The sequence below is a fragment of the Streptomyces sp. NPDC006798 genome, from assembly GCF_040635975.1.
Classification (GTDB): Bacteria; Actinomycetota; Actinomycetes; order Streptomycetales; family Streptomycetaceae; genus Streptomyces.
In genome coordinates, this window is the sequence record NZ_JBEYIS010000008.1 from 1 (window position 1) to 16,977 (window position 16,977).

Here is a 16,977-nt window from a genome sequence, read left to right on the forward strand (position 1 = left end):
GCCTCGCGCCACTCCGGCGGCCAGGACGTGCTGCCGCGCTTGGCCCCGGCGAAGGCACCGGCCAGGGCGGCGAGCGCCGCCGACCGATCAATTTCAGCCAATCGGCCATGCGGGTAAACCGGGTGACCTGAGATCACATCCTCAGGGTCGAAACGCATGAGTCACGATCCCGGCGGCCCGAACCGAGACCCCCCAGGACTCCCGCCGGACCGCCGGGATCGCGGCCCGCGTCACCCACCGCACCACGGGGCGAGAGCACCCGGCGCGGAGGTGGCCGCGCCCCATGCCCTTCACCGCGACCCAAGGACACGCCTTGACCTCTGCCGGACCCGGCCCCGGGAACCTCCAGACCTCCAGCCAGCACGCCAACCAGCTCGGCCACAACGCCCTCCAGCAGGCGCACAGCGGAATCAAGCGCTCCCAGCAGGACGTCCAGACCACGATGAGCGGCCTCATCAAGGCGTACGGCGGCAAGGACGGCGGCGCCTTCCAGAACCTGCTCACCGAGTGGAGCGGGCAGGTCGACCAGATCACCGCCCGGATGTCGGAGATGATGGACGCCCTCCAGCGCACCGGCCTCGCCCAGAACCGCACCCAGAGCGAGATCGAAGAACTCATCACCTCGGCCAAGTCCCAGCACGCCCAGCTGGGCGACGCCGCCTACGGCGCCCTGATGCGCAAGTAGCCCCACACCGCCCGGCGCGCGGGTGACGCCACCGCGGGATCCGCGCGATCGCGCACCGTCCGGCCGTACGCGGACCCGTGCCGCACCGGGCCGCCCCCGCCGGCCGCCGCACCGACACCCTTCCCACCGGACCCCTCCTGGAGCCCCTGTGTCCTTCAACAGTCACCTCAACGACGGTGTCATCCACGTCGAGTACAACTCCGTCCACATGGCGGCCGAGGACATGCGCACGCAGACCAAGGCCATCCAGAACACGGTGCTCAACCTCAACGCCGAGCTGGACGCCCTGCGCACCGCCTGGCAGGGCATGGACGCCGCCACGTACGACCAGAAGCAGGACGCGTGGAACGCGTCCTCCAACGCCCTCGCGGAGATCCTGCAGAAGCACAGCGGTCTGCTGGAGCAGATCGTCGAGATCTACCGCAGGCACGAGAACAAGGCGGCGAGCGAGTGGGGCTCGATCCGCGTCTGACGCCCGCCGCCCGGGTACCGCCCGGTGCCCGCCGGGCCCCGGGCACCCCCGGGGCCCGCCCACCCCGCCCGCCCCCCGCCGTACGAGAGAGCCGATATGTCCGCGCAACCACCACAGCCCCCGGGCCGGGCCGACCTCTCCCATCTCGATGTGGAGAGCCTCCGCACCTTCAAGGACAGCAAGGTCAACGGGGTGCAGTGGTTCATCAACGAGCTCGTCGTCCTGACGACCGATCCGCCGGACCCCGCCGGGGGAACGACCCCGGTCGACGACATGCCCTCGCTCAGTGAACAGAGCGGCTCGACGGCCAGCTTCGCCAACTCGCCGCTCAAGCTCGGGCGGCTCGGCGCGCCCAAGGAGGGCGACAAGCTCACCGCGGCCTCCCTGCTGGGCTTCGTCAAGAGGTCGGCCGGGACGCTCGCCGGGATCGAATTGCAGCAGCAGGACCTCTTCAACAACATCTCGCAGAATCTGGCGATCACCATCGCCGCGATGGAGTCCGCCCAGGACTCCAGCCTCGACCAGGTGGAGGCGAACAAGTTCCTCGACGACTGGGCGAACATCAACAACGGGCTGGTGCCGCCGAAGTCCGTCTGACACCCGACGGCCCCGGCTCACCGCACAGCCTCGCCCAGTCCTCCGCCCCGCCCGCTGAAATCGACCGAAGGAACCGTCTGCATGGCCGCGAACGTGCTCTGGGAGGACATCGTCCGACCGCTCACCGGTTTCGACGGCGGGAAACGCGAGGACGTCGGAAAGGCCGGCGGCACCTCCGACTCCGGCGGCAACGGAGGACGAGGCTGGCTGAAGGCCGACATCCAGCACAAGTCGCTCTCCGCCATGGGGGAGAACACGCAGAAGGACTTCGGTCCCGGCACGAAGCGTGTCATCCAGTTCTACCAGGACCCGGGCGGGGGTTCGATCACGTCCTACTACGAGGTGACGCTCTCGCTCGCCTCGGACATGGACACCAACAACGACTTCAGCCCCGACGGTGTGGTGAACCGGTTCATCGAGGGCTACGGAGCCGCGCTCGGCGCCCTGGTGAACAAGGGGACGGCCAACGGCTACCAGTTCGACAGCAAGGAGGGGGTGGCCGACAGCCCCGACCTCAACTCCCTGGTGGCGAACGCCAAGTCCTTCGACGCCGTCCTGAAGTACTTCGAGGCCAAGGAACCCGTGCTGGCGGGATGGCTGAAGGATCTCGGCGACGGCGACGCCGCATGGCGGGGCACCAGCGCCGACGCCTTCCGCGAACTGATCGACGGAGTGCACCTCGGCTACAAGAACCTCGCCACCGTGCTCGCGGCGGGCACCGGTGCCCCGCCGACCACGATGCCGTACGTCACCCCCGCCTACACTCCGGTCTCCGGCCCGGGGAAGACTCTCGTCCAGGCGGCCAACGCCGTCCACGACCTCGCCGACAATCTGCACCAGCGGTGGACGGCGTGGAAGGCCGACGCCACCATGGCCCACCACCCGGCCGGTCATCTCGACCACTGGCTCGACGTGGTGGCGAAGTACCTCGACGAGAACAACATCGCGAAGACGACGGGCGGTACGCGGATGGTGTCCGTCGCCGCGGGCAGCTCCTTCGTGTGGCGGACCGAGGGGGTGCGCGAGGCGACCGCGGGCTTCTCCATCTACCACCCGGAATTCGGAGATCTCCGGACCGAGGAGGCATGGCGCGAGATCGGGCGCAGGTCGTACGACAGCTGGACGGGCGCCAAGGCCGCCGAGGGCGGCCCGGTCGGCCTCAATATCCTGGACGATTTCGCCGGCCCGCTGGCCACCACCCTCAACAACAGCCTGGCCGGATTCGCCCGGGCCAACTCCTCCTTCGCCTTCAACGCCGGTTTCACCGATCTGCGGGCCCGCTTCACCCAGCGCGAGGGCGAGCGCAAGGCCGCCGAAGCGGAGAAGGAGGCCCAGCGCCAGAAGGAGGAGATGGAGAAGAAGCTCGGCGGCGGGGGCGGCGACGGCCAGATCCCGCCGCCGCCGGGTCTCGGTCCCAACGGCCCGGGCGGCAAGGACGGCAACCTCGGCATCGGCGGGCCGGGTGGCAAGGACGGCAACCTCGGTGTCGGCGGCCCGGGCGCCCCGAAGCCTCCGCCGGGCCTCGATCTCAACGGCCCCGGCCCCGGTACCGGCGGCCCGGGGGGACTGAAGCCCCCACCGGGCTCCGACCTCGGCGGACCTGGCGGCGGTGACAAGAACGTCATCCGCAACCCCGACGGCTCGGTGTCCGTCCGCAACCCCGACGGGTCGTACACCACCACTCGCCCCGACGGCAGCAAGGTGATCACCCCGCCCGGCGTCCTCCCTCCCGGTGCGCTCCCGCCCGGACTGGGTCCGAACCAGCCGCCGCCCGGCACCGGAATCAAGCCCCCGCCGGGACTCGGCCCCAACCAGCCGCCGCCCGGCACCCCCGGGACCGGCACTCCCTCGCCGCCGCTCAAGACGGTCAAGGGCCCCGACGGCTCCACCACCGCGTACAACCAGGACGGCTCGCGCACCACCACCCACAAGGACGGCGCGACCACCACCGTCGGCCGGGACGGCACGGTGACCACCACCAACCCGGGCGGATCCACCACCGTCCTGAACAAGGACGGCAGCCAGTCCGTCACCTACGCGGACGGCAGCAAGACCACGTACAAGTCCGACGGCAGTTCGGTCACCCAGTACAAGAACGGCGCGATCGTCCAGCGCGCCGCCGACGGCACTGTGACGACCATCGACGCCGAGGGCAACAAGAAGGTCGGCCACCCGGCACCGGGCGAGACCGTGCGCAACCCCGACGGCTCCACCACCACCTATGACAAGGGCGGCTCGACCACCACCGTCCACCCCGACGGCACCCGGACCACCGTCGGTGCCGACGGCACCGTCACCACGCTCGACCCGGACGGCACGAAGACCGTCTCCCGGCTGGGACAGAACTCCTCCACCATCGAGTACGCCGACGGCTCGGTCGCCAAGGTCGAGACGGACGGCACCGTCGTCACCACCTACAAGGACGGGGCCTCCACCCGGCTCGGCCCCGACGGCACCTACACGGTCACCGACGCCGACGGCAAGAAGACCACCGAGCACCTGAATCCGCTCGGCGGCAAGGCCGGAGCCACCACCACACACAACGCGGACGGCTCCACCACCACCCGCTATCCGGACGGCACCCTCGACCAGGAGTACAAGGACGGCCGCCGCAAAGTCAGCTATCCGGACGGCCGCGTGATCACCACCGACGCGGACGGCCGTACCGTCAGCGTCACCGGCGGCAAGCAGGCACCGCCGCCTCCCGGCCTCGGCTCCAGCGGGTACGGCAAGTTCGGCGACGGCGACCTGTCGAACAACCGCTGGAGCCCTCCCAAGTCCTACGGTTCGTCCGGCGGGGGCCAACAGCCCCCCGCCCTCAGTCTCAACTCCACCGGCAACAGCCTCGTCCCCCCGCCGCCGACTGCTGCCGGAGCGACGGGCGGCGACGGCGGTCGGTCGGCCGCCGCGAACGACACGGGCGCCGCCAAGGGCCGTCCCGGGCCGGAGGACGCCTCCCGGCGTCCGCCCACCTCCTCCGGAATGATGCCGCCGATGATGCCCCCCATGGGAGGGATGGGCGGCATGGGCGGCGGCCAGGGCGGCCAGAACGACGAGCGCGAGCGCCAGACCTGGATCAGCGAGGACGAAGAGGTCTGGGGCACCGACGAGGGCGGCGTCGCCGGGGTGATCGGCAGATGACCTGCCCGCGGCCGCCGGTATCGCCGTGCGACGAGCCCGGCGTACGGGACCGGGCCGGCCCACGCCTTCGTACGCCCCGCCGGAACGAAGACCAGCGACGAGAACGACAGGTGGAAACGGAGCGATGACCAACCACTGGGAAGCGCGCCTCGCGGAGGCGCTCACGGAGTTCGAGGAGACCCGGGAGCAGTTGAACCGGGCCTCCGCCGAGGCGACCCGGATCTCCGTGACGGTGACCTCGAAGGACCGGTCGGTCGAGGCGACCGTCGGAGCCCAGGGCGAGCTGCGGAGCCTGCGGTTCCCCACTTCGCGCTACCGCTCGATGGCGCCCGCCGAGCTGTCGGGCGCCCTGATGAGCACCATCGCGCAGGCCCGCCGGGAGGCCGCCGCCCAACTGATCGACCTCTACCGGCCCTTCGGCCCGGTCCCGGGGATGTCGGCCGACAGCGAGGCCGGATTCACCCCGGTCTCCTGGGACGACCTCATCGCCCCCCTGAAGGAGGAGGGCATCGAGGTGCCCGAGCCGCGCGGCGGGCCGCGTACATCCGGCGCGCTCCTGGACGAACTGGTGGACGACGAGAGCGACGGCGACGCCGTGGCGCGGGAAGGAACGGCGCGATGAGCGGGCTGGACGTGGACCCCGAGGGAGTCGGCAAGGGCGGCGACGCCCTGGATCAGGTCGGCGACAAGCTCAAGATCATCCGTGAGGAGTACATCGACAAGATCACCAGCTTTCGGGGCTGCTGGGGCACGGATGAGTTCGGCGAGGCATTCGCCAAGAAGTACTACGAGGGACTGGAGCCGTGTGTCGGGGGCGTCGACGCCCTGAGCGCGGCCGTCAAGGGCAGCGCCGCCAGCCTCAAGCTCACCGGCGCGAGGTTCCGGAAGACCCAGAACGACATCCACGACAGCATTGGCAAGCGCTGACCCATGGCCATTGAGTTTCCCCCCGAGTGCGCCTGGCTGTTCGCCATTCTGACGGGCGAGGTCCCGCCCGACGGCGACGAGGACAAGATGTTCGCCCTCGCCGAGGTGCACCGGGACCTCCAGGGGAAACTCAACCAGGACTTCCAGGCCCTGGTGGCCGAGGCGCTCGGCTTCACCAAGGAGAAGTTCGACGGCGACGCCGGGAAGATGTACCAGGAGGCGATGAAGTCCTTCCTCGGCGGTCAGGAAGGACTGGACTACTTCAAAGCGGTCGGCGACCAGGCGCAGCTCATGGCCGACTTCACCCGCAAGAGCGCCACTCAGCTCCAGTACACCAAGTACATGATCATCGCTCAGTTGATCATGCTCCTCGTCGAGGCCGCGATCGCGGCGGCCACCGCCTTCTTCTTCGGTGCCTCGATCGCCGCGTACATGCAGAAGATGGCGATCATCCGGTGGCTCATCAAGTCGTGGATCGGCCGTATGATCCTGACGCTGCTGACGCACCAGGTCATCAATGTCGGGCTGGGCGTGGCGCTGGACGCCATGGTCCAGTGGGTCCAGCTGAACCAGGGCAGCCGTGACGAGTGGGACACCGAACTCACCAAGAACGCGGCCTTGTCGGGCATGGTCCAGGGCCTTTTGGCGGGCCCCTTCAACTTCCTGGGCGACCGTTTCGGGAAGTTCCTGGCGAAGAGGTTCGGGCTCGACGCGGGACCCGACCTCGGCAAGCAGATCGACGACATACTGAACCCGCCGAAGCCGAAGGACAAGAGTCCGGATCTGAACCTGACTCCTCCCCCGGGTTCCGCGAAGCCGGACCCGAAGGTGGCGCCGACCCCGGATCCGGATGCCCCCACTCCGCCGCCGGCCTCCGGGAAGCCGGAAACGACGGGTTCCACCTCTCCTCCGAACGGGACGACCCCCAAGCCGGAAGGGCCCGTACCCCCGCCGCCGGGGAAGCCGGACCCCGCCACGCCGAAGCCCTCGCCGGAGCCGAAGAAGTCCGACTCCGGCACGGGGAAGGGCCCGTCCCCGGCGCCTGAGCGCTCCTTCGGCCAGAACCTGACCGAGGCCTTCCGCAAGCACCTCCCGAACACCCACGGGCCCACCGGCCCCAAGGTGCAGCAGGAGTTCATCAAGGACGTCGGCGAGGCGTTCCAGAAGCAGTTCGGTGACAAGGCCGGCAAGGAAGCCGCCCGCGAGGCGGGGGAGAACTGGGCCAAGGCACTGCTGGAGAAGACCGGCACCAAGGGACTGCCGGACGACCTGGGGAACGCCCTCAAGCCGATCACGGGCGACCTGGGCGACGACCTCACCAAGGTCCTGACCAAGGGCGCCTCCGACGCTCTCGGCCTGAGCATCATGCGGGAGATCGTCGAGGGCACCGGCCGCGGCCTCTTCGAAGGCGCCCACGCGGCTGTCTCCGAGGGCATGTACAACCTGATCTTCTCCGACGAACACACCTTCAAGACCTCCGGACTCACCTTCGGCTCCGGCATGGTCGAGGGCCGGCTGAACGCCATGATGGAGGCCGGTGGCGAGAACCTCGCCATGGGCCTGCGCGGAAATCTGGGCATGGACCCGCCGAGCGGACTGACCGCGGGCGACCTCGGCCCCGGCGGCGATTCGTCGTCCCCGGCCGCCGCGACGAGCGCGAGCACGGAGCAGACGGCGGACAGCTCGTTCGACGAGGACTCGGACTACGGCCTCGCCGAGCTCTTCGCCCACGAGGACGACGACCTCGACTACCTGGAGCCCTGGGAAGGCGACTCCGACACGTCGGAGGGGGCCGGGGACGGCCCGGAGGGCGCGGACGGCCGGGACGACGAACAGCCGGAGAACCCGCCGGTCAGCATGGTCTCAGGTCCGGCGCCCATGGCCGCGGGGACCGGTGGCGGCAGCCCCGCGGCCGCGGTCGGCGGCGGCAACGCCGGGAGTACGGCCGGGGGCAACACCGCCACGGGCTCCTCGCAGGCTCCGGCCGCCGCCCAGCCCTCCGGCACCGGCTCGCAGCAGCAGAAGTCCCAGCCGAACGGCTCCGACCAGTCGTCGTCGACCTCCGGACCGGGAGGAACGGACTCCACCGGGCACCGGCCGACGGACCTCTCCACCGAAGGCGGTTCCCCGCCGCAGGACCAGAGCCAGAACCGAAACGAGGATCAGAACCAAGGCCAAGGCCAGGACCAGGACCGGAACGGCGCCGGAGAGCAGTCCCCCCGGCACGACGGCGAGCAGGGCGACGACGCGTCGGCGGGAGAACAGAACCGCCCCGTCACGGAGAGCACGACCGGGTCGCCGAACCCGACCGACGAGCCGGACGGTGAGCACGGGGACTTTGGCCACCGCTCCGCGACCGACGAGAACACGTCCGCCACGCCGATCCCACCGGTCATGAGCTCCGACGGCCCGACCGACCCGGAGCGTACCCCCGTCGCCGACTCCGCCGACGAGACGATCCGGACCGAGGCCGGCCCGGTATCCGATACGACGTCGGGCGAGCGCGCGCGTACGGAGGAATCCGTACCGCGGAACACCGACCCGACCCCCGTACCGCCCCCGGCCTCCCCGGAGCCCTCGCCGTCGTCCTCGTCTTTGCCCTCGCCCGAAGCGGACCAGCAGGCGCCGTCCGGCAGGCGCTCCCGCCTCGCCGACGACGACACGCCGCTGCACCCGACCAGCCCCGCCCCGCCAACGAACGACACCGACGCGGATTCCAGCGCACACCTGGGGCAAGGGGTGATGAGCGAGGACGACTTCACCCGGAGGACCACGTCGTCCGAGACCGGCCCGCGAGAGCTGCCCACCACCGTGCTGCGCCCCGGCGACGGGGTGATGAGCCCGGACGAGTTCAAGAGGGCCTCGTCCGGCAGCGGTATCCGCTCGAAGTCCGCGATCGACGCCGTGGACAAGGCCCTCGGCGCGTATCACAGACTCCCGGCCGGTACCGATCCGTTGGACCGGGCCTTCGAGGTCGGCAAGATCGTCACCGCCTGCGACAGCTATCTGAATCACAAGGCGAGCGGTGGCGGACCGCGGATCGAGGGCGTCCGGCAACTGAAGGAGCGGGCCAGCTTCGAACGGATCGAGGCCCTGCTCCAGGCCACCCACGAGCAGTTGCGCGACGCCGGACCGGATGGCCGGCGGAACGCCCTCGAAGGGCTCGTCACGGCCGCCGAGAAGTATCCGGAGTCCTCCGGGGACATCGGAGGTCCCCGGGCGGCGACCGTCAGGCAGCTCGGCGAGCGGGCGGGTATCGGCGCGGTGGACACCGCCCTCCGGGCTCTGCACGGATTGCCGGAGAACGCCGGGCCGATGGAGCGTATCGGGGCCTTCATGAAGGTCGTCGGCGCGTCCGACGGCTACCTCAAGTACCTCGGGGACGGCGGCGGCCCGCGAGCCGAAGGGGTCAGGGCCCTCGGCGAACAGGCGCGTACGGAGGGGAGCCTGCTCGGCGAGGAGACCTTCCGGCAGAGGCTGGAAGCGCTGGACACCCTGCTGCGAGAGGGGCGGCTCCACGAGGGTCCGTCGCTCCCCGGCGAGGCGCAACGGTCCGCCCTGGCCATCCGGCCGGAGCGGTTCCACTCGATCACGGACGAGCTCGTCCAGGAGCTCTTCTCGCTCGGCGAGGACTCGTCGCTGCCGGACGTGACCAGGAGCGTCATCGAAGAGTTGAAGGAGGTGAAGCGGCTCGTCACCGTGATGCAGTACGGCAAGGGCGGAATGAAGCTCACCTCGCCCACCGACGCCCCGCCGGCCTTCACCTTCAATGTCGACACCCAGGCCAGAAGCGGTACGTCGTTCCTGCTCGGGCATATCGCCCATGAGCTGACCCATGTCGCCGCCTTCCAGACGTTCGGCAGCAGCCCGGTCATGGAGCTCGCGCCGTCCGGGACGACGACGGACGACATCCAGCGGCTGGCCGGGGAGCGCAGCGCCGCGCTCGGCAGACTCAGAACCGAGCTGGACCGGAGCGACGTGTTCGGCGGCCCCCGGGACGTCCGGCGGCTCCTGCTGGAGGAGAAGCTGGTCTACGGTCGGCAGAAGGGGAAGCTGGAGCAGTACGCGAACACGTTCTGGGACGCCAAGCTGAAGTGGGAAGAGGAGGCGGCCCGCCCCGGGGCGGCCGTACCCGCGGAGCCTCCCGCCAGACAACTCACCGCACATGAGAAGGCCCGACTGCTGGCCTGGGACAAGGCGGCCGGTGACGCGTCCGGGACACTGGTCGAGTACGACACCGTCCTCAACCAGATGCTGGTCTATATGCACCAGTGGGGGATCCCGGCGGACAACCCGTTCTACGCGCTGCTGCGCGAGGAGGCCGAGACGGCGTACACCCGCCGGAATCCCGACCGCCCGGCCCCGGGCACCGTGACCACCCCGGCGGACACCCGCTCCTCGAACCCGGCCGCTTCGATGACCGGCGGTTCGTCGTCGGCACCGATCCCCACCACTTCGACGACCAGCCTCCAGACCTCCCAGGCCCCGCCCGCGGCGGGCCCCGCCCCGACACGTCCCAACCCTCCGGCTCAGCCGACGCCGACGCCGGTCACCACCAGCGCGTCCGGCCCGGTGGACACCCGTACTCCCACCGCCCGGCCCGCCCCCGCCGCGGCCTCCGTCACACCGCCGTCCGCCGGTACGGACCGTGCCTCACTCGCGTACCAGCTCCTCACCTCGTCGATACCCCCGGCCCCACCCCTTCCGCCCCCGGCCCCCGGCCGCTCCGCGGACACCCCGCTGCCCGCGCCGCGGTCGGCCGCGTACGCCTCGGCCCGGCCGGACAGCGAATCCCGCCCGCCCCGGTCGATGGCCGAACGGACCCCGGCCCCCGTAACGGCGGAGCAGCTCACCCGGATCGACGACGCGCCTTTGGCCCGGGTCCACACCGAACGCTTCGACCCGGTGCTGGGCCAGAGCAACCGCCGGCCGGGTCTGCTCGACGGGTCGACGACTCTGATCCGCAACCATGTGCGCCGTGAGCACCTCCAGGACGGGCGTACGGTCCGGCACTTCGTGATCACCCTGCCCGTGCGCACGGTCGGCGACCTGCGCGACGGAGACGTACGGGAGCTGGAGACGCGACTTCAGAACACCCTGAACGAGACGCTGAACAGCGGCTATACGTTGCCCAAGTCCGGGGACCAGCTCCGGATCACCGTCGAGCTGGAGCCCGACCCGAAGCACGGCGAGGCCGTCACCCTGACCCGGGATCCGAAGCCGGGCCGGGCCGACCAGCTCCACTGGGACACAGCGCACGGCGACGGCACGCTCGTCCATGAACTCCTGCACTACCTGGGGCTTCCCGACGAGTACCTCGACACCAGCAACGGCCGGAAGACCGACGGCACCCATGTCTTCCGCAGTGACAGCCGACTCACCGGTGTCCAGACCTCCGGCCCGATGGTCAGGACCGAACGACACGACCTCGATCAGGTGCCCGTCGACTACCTGAAGAAGATCGAGGACGTCAGTGACACGGTGAACATCCCCTCCCACACCCGGGAACCGAGTACGGAGCCGGTACCGACCCGGTCCACCGACGGCAGACATCTCCGGCTCGCCCAGGACGACGTCCCGACCCATTCGCCCAGTCGCGCCCCCGTTGGCACCAAGGTGATGACGGTGGCGGAGTTCGAGGGGCAAACCAGCCTGCCGAGCAGGGAGCCGGTAGGGGCCGACCCCGGCGATACAGCCCAGGACGCGACGAGTTCCCAGCCGGAGCCTGACCGCCTCACCAAGGTGAGGGACGCTCTGAGCAAGTTCGAAGACCTTTCCGAGACGGCTGATCCGAAGGAGCGGATGACCGCCCTCAATGATGTCGTCGTGGCGGGAAACAACTATCTCGCCCGTGAACGAGGGGCGGATGACAACAAGCAGATCGAGGCTGTCCGGGCTCTCAATGAAGCGGTCAATCTGAGGATGACGGAAGAGCCTCTCGGGCGATTCGTCGGCAATGATCAGAGTGAATCCTCCAGCAGCTCCAACTCTCCCACGCGGATCGCCCCAAACCCCAAGATTTTCGATCCGGGGAAGGCGGACCCTCGGACGACGCTTGTCATCCGGGCGGAGAATTCCGGCGATATGTATCATATGCGGGCCGCGTTGATCGCGATGCGTGGCGATGTCGAGCAGAACCCCTACGGCGGCAAAAATCTGCTGGTCTGGAACGTCAGCTCGGAAACCAAGAATCAGGCCAATCAGATCGTCGATCTGCACGAAGATCTTTCCCGACAAGGTCTGCAGGTGATCTATACGGCGGCCAGAGAATTCCCTGTCGAGTACAACTTGACCGAGACCAGCGCCACGGAGAAGGTTCAGAAGTACTTCATCGAAAAAAGTGGAGCCAAGAGTGACCGGGATGAATTTCGGGGACAGTGGGTGGACCCGGAGCCGCTGGTAGGGAAGCCGGACAAACAGCAGAAGAAGGCCCAGAACGACCGGCGGGACAAGGCGTGGGAAGAATGGCGCCAGAAGCGGCGTGAGGAAAAGTACATCCCGGATTTTGCCGAGTTGTACGGCAGCTACTCCAGAGAAGAGGGTGAGCGCTTCCATCGCGACCTGCAGAATTTTGGAAACTTCCAGGACGGTCAGAAATATGTGATTGTCCCCTTCAGGGCTACGGGTCACAGCGATCGCAAGGGTGCCAATGCTCCGGCGCTTGACACCGGAACAGTGGGCTATGCGCAGATCGCCCGTGCTGTAGCCACCGAGTTGAAGGACACACTGGTCGTCCCCATGGGTGAGATGGGGTCCGTTGCGGGGGCGGCAAATCTCACGAACTACTGGACCTGGCCATCGGTGAAGGATGGCGGGCGACGTGCGGAACTTTCCCTTTTGAAGTATCTCGCCGATGAATTCACCGTGGTGGGGGCGGTGGGGATGCGGAGTGGGATCATGGACGAGCTCGCTTTCGCGGGTATCAAGATCGTAGCCATTGATATCAGCCCGCATCGGATGGACGACGGCCTGCCGAACAGGACTGTCCCCAAGGGATGGTCCCGTGGCCTGAAGTTGGAGGATGTGTACGGGCGGTTCTACGGGCATGCCTTCACTGAGCATCCACGCGAGAATGACACGAAGAAGGGCATTGCCAATTGGGAGGGCAAGTTCCACGACAGCGACATCCGAATGATCTCGCACTCCATCAAGTTCTACCTGGGTGATGAGTCGGCGGATTCGGCCACCCTCACTCAGTACATGCATAGCTCCCATCCACTCATGGGTGAGAACTTCGTGGCCGGACTGAACGCGATTCAGGAATCTCAGTTCAGCGCATACGATGTACTTAATCGCATCAAGCCGTATCTTAATGAGCTGGACGGTTTCAAGGCTGGACGCCCGGCGGATGAAGTCGAGCTACTCAAGAATAAACTCAAAGCTGTTGAGGCAAGGATCCAGGAGTTCCAAGGAAGAGCATCGGAGGTTCACGAGATCGGTAAGATCTTCAGTGTGAAATGGATGATGGAACGTCGCTGGAATGATCTCCTCAAAGGAAACGAAAACGGTCGGTTCTATAACGACCAGATCGATGAACTGATAAAACAATCCACCGGATATACAAACCTGGATCGGGACGCTCTCATTGAGGCGTACCAGGAAATACACCAGATCTATAACAACCCCTGATCTATTGAGCTCCCAGGCATAGCCGGAGCCTCCCGGTCGTCATACAGCGCCGAGGCGGGAACCCAGGGCACCTCCGGCCTTTCCGGGCCTGCTGATACGAGTCGGCGGACCCGTAGTAACGACAGGGCGACTCCGGCACGGCCTCGCCCGCCGGGCCGCCCCGGCCCGGCGGTACGTCAGTCCTTGTCGACCCGCTCCCGTACGACCTTCCCGGTGACGGCGTCGACCGTGACGTCCGCCTCGGTCCAGTCCCGGGTGTTCGCCACCTCGGTCTCCCAGACCACGACCGGTACGCCGCCGGTCGCGTCGCCGTCGTCGCCGTTGTCGTCCCCGCTGTCTTCGGTGTCGAGCTGAAGCCCGGTAACGGTGCCCGGATACTTCTCCGCGGCCGTGTCGACCGCCTGCCGCGGGGTCCGGGTCGCCCGGGAGAGCAGGTCGGCCAGCTCCTGCTTGTCCCCGGCGTCCTGGTCCTTCTCGGCCTCGGACCGCCGGACCTCCCCGGTGACGGCGTCGATCGTCACCCGGTGCGCGGTGCCGTCCCGCAGGGCCACGGTCGCCGTCCACTGCGGGCTGCCCGGGGCGGGTGTCGCACTCGGAGAGGCGGTGACGGCACCCGGCGAGGGGGTGCCGCGGAGTGTCCGCCCCAGGTCCAGTTCGACGAGTTCGCTCTCCGGGACTTCGCCGACGGCCGTCTTCGCCGCCTCGGACCAGCCGATCTTCGCGGACCGGACCAGGGCCTGGCGCTGCGCCCGTTCCGGCGAGAGGGACGCCTCTCCCGAAGGACGTCCGGAGGGGCTTCTGGTCGCCTCGGCGGCGGAGACGACCGCGTCGCCGTCGTCGCTCCCGCAGCCGGTGACCACCGGCAGCGCGAGGGCGACGGCGCAGACCACGGCACCGATACGGCCCCGGAACGGGCGGGCGCCACCGGGGCTCCCCGGCTCGTCCGGGATACGGCTGACCTCTGTGCTCTGTGCGGCTGATGTGAGTGGAGGGTGCATGGAGCGACAGGTAACCGCCCGCCTGCCTCTCGTACTCCGAGACCTCGGGGCGCCACCCGATCAGCTGCCCGCCGTCGTCACTCCGCCCCGGGGCGGGGGAAAACCGGTCGACGCGCTGGGCGGGTGCGTACTGTGATGGCCGTCGTACGCCCGCCGCCGGTGGCGGGCCGACCACGGGAGCCGGACTTGGCGACGGGGAACACCGCGGACATCCGTCCCACCATCGACGAGGCCCTGGCCAGGCGGCTGGTCGACAGCCAGTTCCCCCAGTGGGCGGGGCTGCCGCTGGAACCACTCGTCCCGGGCGGCTCGGACCATGTGATCTACCGGCTGGGAACGGAGCTGACGGTACGGATCCCCCGCCACGCCGGGGCCATCGGCCAGGCCGCGAAGGAGTCCGTATGGCTGCCGCGGCTCGCCCCGCACCTGCCCCTGGCCGTCCCGGCGCCGGTGGCCGTGGGCGAGCCCGCGTTCGGCTATCCGTGGCCGTGGGCGGTCTCCCGCTGGCTGGACGGCGAGGTCGCGACCGTCGACGCGCTGGCCGACTCGCCCGCCGCCGCCGTCGAACTGGCGGAGTTCCTGATCGCCCTGTGGGGGTACGACCCCGGAGCCGTACCGGCCGACATCGCCGGGGCCGGCCTCTCCGCCGGATCGCTCGCCGACCGGGACCGGGACACCCGGGCCGCCGTCGCACGCATCGCGCGGGACGGCGGCCCGTTCGACCCGGCGGCGCTGACGGAGCTGTGGGACGCGGCGCTGACCGCCCCCGGGTGGCCCGGCCCGCCGGTCTGGTTCCACGGCGACTTCCACACCGGCAACCTGCTGATGTCCGGCGGACGCCTCGGCGCCGTCATCGACTTCGGCGACCTGGGCGTCGGCGACCCGGCCCGCGACCTCATCATCGCCTTCACCCTGATGTCGGCCGCGAGCCGGGCCGCGTTCCGGGCGGCCCTGGGAGTGGACGACGCGACCTGGACGCGGGGGCGGGGCTGGGCACTGGCCACGGGCCTGAACGCCTATATCGCCTACGCCGCCGACAACCCGCGGGTCGCGGCACAGACCACCCGCCAGATCAGCCAGGCAGTAACCGGCTGAGCGGCCGTACGCTCCGCCCGGGCCGGGGATCGTCCGCGTCTTACGGCACGGGGATGGTCAGGGTGCCGTCCACGATGCGGTGGTTGGAGCAGGGGCCGCCGCAGGCGGTCTGGCTGATGGGGTGGGAGTCGGCGTCGTAGGAGATCAGCTTGGTCTCGGCGGCGTAGATACTGTCCACCTTGGCGGGCTTCCCGCAGGTGTTGCCGAGGGAGCCCTCGGTGGTCTGCTCGCCGTAGCCGGGGCAGCTCGGGTCCTGGTCGTCCAGTTCGCGGAAGATCCCCGAATTGGGACCGGGATTGTTCGGGCTCGTCACGGAGGGCGCGTACCAGTTGTCCAGCAGCTGGTCATTGGGCTGGGTGTTGTAGTCGCCCGCGGCTATCACCGTATCGGCCGGATTGCCGGGCTTATCAGTCGACCAGTCGACCAGTTGGGCGCGTACGGCCGCGAGCTGTGCTCCCTTGGCCGAGTTGGTGGCGATATGCGTTGTGCAGAACCGGGGGTCGCCGGGCTTGGGTACGGAGACGCAGAGCAGCTTGCGAGCCCTCACTCCGTCATAGGGCAGGGTGATCCGGTCGGTGCCGTTCGGTGCGAACCGGCTGAAGACGGCGACGCCGTACGGGTCGGTGTCCGCACCCCCGCCCTGGCTGGTGCACAGGTTGTTGGTGGCGTGGGGCATGGGTTCGAACCGGGCGAAGTTGGTCGCGCTCTCCGGCCAGCCCGCTGCCTGAAGGCCCTGGAGGATGGCCCTGTACTGGGCCGGGCAGACCTCGTTCACCGAGATGAAGTCCGGGTTCCGGAAGCTCAGGGAGCCCAGGACCGTGTTGGTGATGTCGCCTGCGACTCCGCCGTGCTCATGGCCGGAGATGTTCCAGTGCCACACCTTGTACGTAGCCGTAGCCGTAGCCGGGCTGTCGGGGGCTGGTCCGGCGCTCGCGGGTACGGCCGTCGCCGGCAGGCCGAAGAGTGCCGCCAGCATGGTCGTGAAGATCAGAAGTCTGCGCATGATCTCCCTCTGGTCGGGATTGTCACGGTTCAGCGGGAGATTCTGAGCAGCCGGAATCACAGCGTCAACGCGGCCGATCCCATCACGCGGGCCAACGCCCCCTTCGCCCCCCGGCGGCCGTCGAGGACCTTCGGCCGGCAAAGCCTTGCCCCACCTGGCCCTCCGGTCCCCGAGCCCTCCCCACCGACCCCACTCGGCCCGCCCGTCGCCGCCCGGAATCACCGCGCCCCCGGACGCGGAATCACGTGATCCGCCCGGGCAAGGGCCGTCCCGGCGGGCGGTGGGCCGTGGCCCGACACTCGACAGGAATGGTGAATATCGTCCGCGGGCGGCATTCGGCCACCGCCGGACCTGTCGCGGTGAGTTCGCCGCGTCACCCGGGTGCGCCGCCCAGGACCCCGGCCGCCCGGAGGCCGGGGCGGGCGAGTGT

The 16,977-nt window shown here is 69.2% G+C and carries 10 protein-coding genes; 8 read left to right on the top strand and 2 right to left on the bottom strand.

Annotated elements, in window-relative coordinates; translation table 11 throughout:
- The first annotated feature begins 313 nt into the window (after window positions 1-313).
- The 7 genes from ABZ714_RS07255 (at window position 314) to ABZ714_RS07285 (ending at window position 13,451) form a co-directional block, all read left to right on the top strand.
- On the top strand, window positions 314-685 hold the full coding sequence (locus tag ABZ714_RS07255) for a hypothetical protein (protein ID WP_358824163.1): 372 nt from the start codon (window positions 314-316) through the stop codon (window positions 683-685).
- A 148-nt stretch (window positions 686-833) separates the two neighbouring features.
- A complete protein-coding gene (locus ABZ714_RS07260) occupies window positions 834-1,157 on the top strand; it encodes a WXG100 family type VII secretion target (RefSeq protein ID WP_358824164.1) in 324 nt (107 codons plus the stop codon).
- Between the two features lie 96 nt (window positions 1,158-1,253).
- Window positions 1,254-1,754 carry a type VII secretion system-associated protein gene (locus ABZ714_RS07265; RefSeq protein ID WP_358824165.1) on the top strand — a complete coding sequence of 167 codons (501 nt, stop codon included), beginning with the start codon at window positions 1,254-1,256 and terminating at the stop codon, window positions 1,752-1,754.
- A gap of 81 nt (window positions 1,755-1,835) precedes the next feature.
- Window positions 1,836-4,895, top strand: coding sequence for an AAWKG family protein (locus ABZ714_RS07270; protein ID WP_358824166.1), 3,060 nt, complete (start codon window positions 1,836-1,838; stop codon window positions 4,893-4,895).
- A gap of 124 nt (window positions 4,896-5,019) precedes the next feature.
- Window positions 5,020-5,517 carry a YbaB/EbfC family nucleoid-associated protein gene (locus tag ABZ714_RS07275; RefSeq protein WP_358824167.1) on the top strand — a complete coding sequence of 166 codons (498 nt, stop codon included), beginning with the start codon at window positions 5,020-5,022 and terminating at the stop codon, window positions 5,515-5,517.
- Window positions 5,514-5,822 carry a hypothetical protein gene (locus tag ABZ714_RS07280; protein WP_358824168.1) on the top strand — a complete coding sequence of 103 codons (309 nt, stop codon included), beginning with the start codon at window positions 5,514-5,516 and terminating at the stop codon, window positions 5,820-5,822. Before ABZ714_RS07275 ends, ABZ714_RS07280 begins: the two co-directional genes overlap by 4 nt.
- A 3-nt stretch (window positions 5,823-5,825) precedes the next feature.
- The gene (locus tag ABZ714_RS07285; RefSeq protein WP_358824169.1) at window positions 5,826-13,451 is read left to right on the top strand and encodes a hypothetical protein; all 7,626 of its coding nucleotides are present in this window, start codon (window positions 5,826-5,828) and stop codon (window positions 13,449-13,451) included.
- Between the two features lie 176 nt (window positions 13,452-13,627).
- Here ABZ714_RS07285 and ABZ714_RS07290 read toward each other — a convergent pair whose 3' ends face one another.
- Window positions 13,628-14,449 (bottom strand): PepSY domain-containing protein, encoded by an 822-nt coding sequence (locus ABZ714_RS07290; protein ID WP_358824170.1) that lies wholly within the window; start codon window positions 14,447-14,449, stop codon window positions 13,628-13,630.
- Between the two features lie 186 nt (window positions 14,450-14,635).
- Between ABZ714_RS07290 and ABZ714_RS07295 the strand changes: the two genes are divergently transcribed.
- Entirely contained in the window at window positions 14,636-15,544 is a 909-nt protein-coding gene (locus tag ABZ714_RS07295) for an aminoglycoside phosphotransferase family protein (RefSeq protein WP_358824171.1), read from the top strand.
- A 40-nt stretch (window positions 15,545-15,584) separates the two neighbouring features.
- Here ABZ714_RS07295 and ABZ714_RS07300 read toward each other — a convergent pair whose 3' ends face one another.
- Window positions 15,585-16,547 carry an endonuclease/exonuclease/phosphatase family protein gene (locus ABZ714_RS07300; RefSeq protein WP_358824172.1) on the bottom strand — a complete coding sequence of 321 codons (963 nt, stop codon included), beginning with the start codon at window positions 16,545-16,547 and terminating at the stop codon, window positions 15,585-15,587.
- Between the last annotated feature and the right edge of the window lie 430 nt (window positions 16,548-16,977).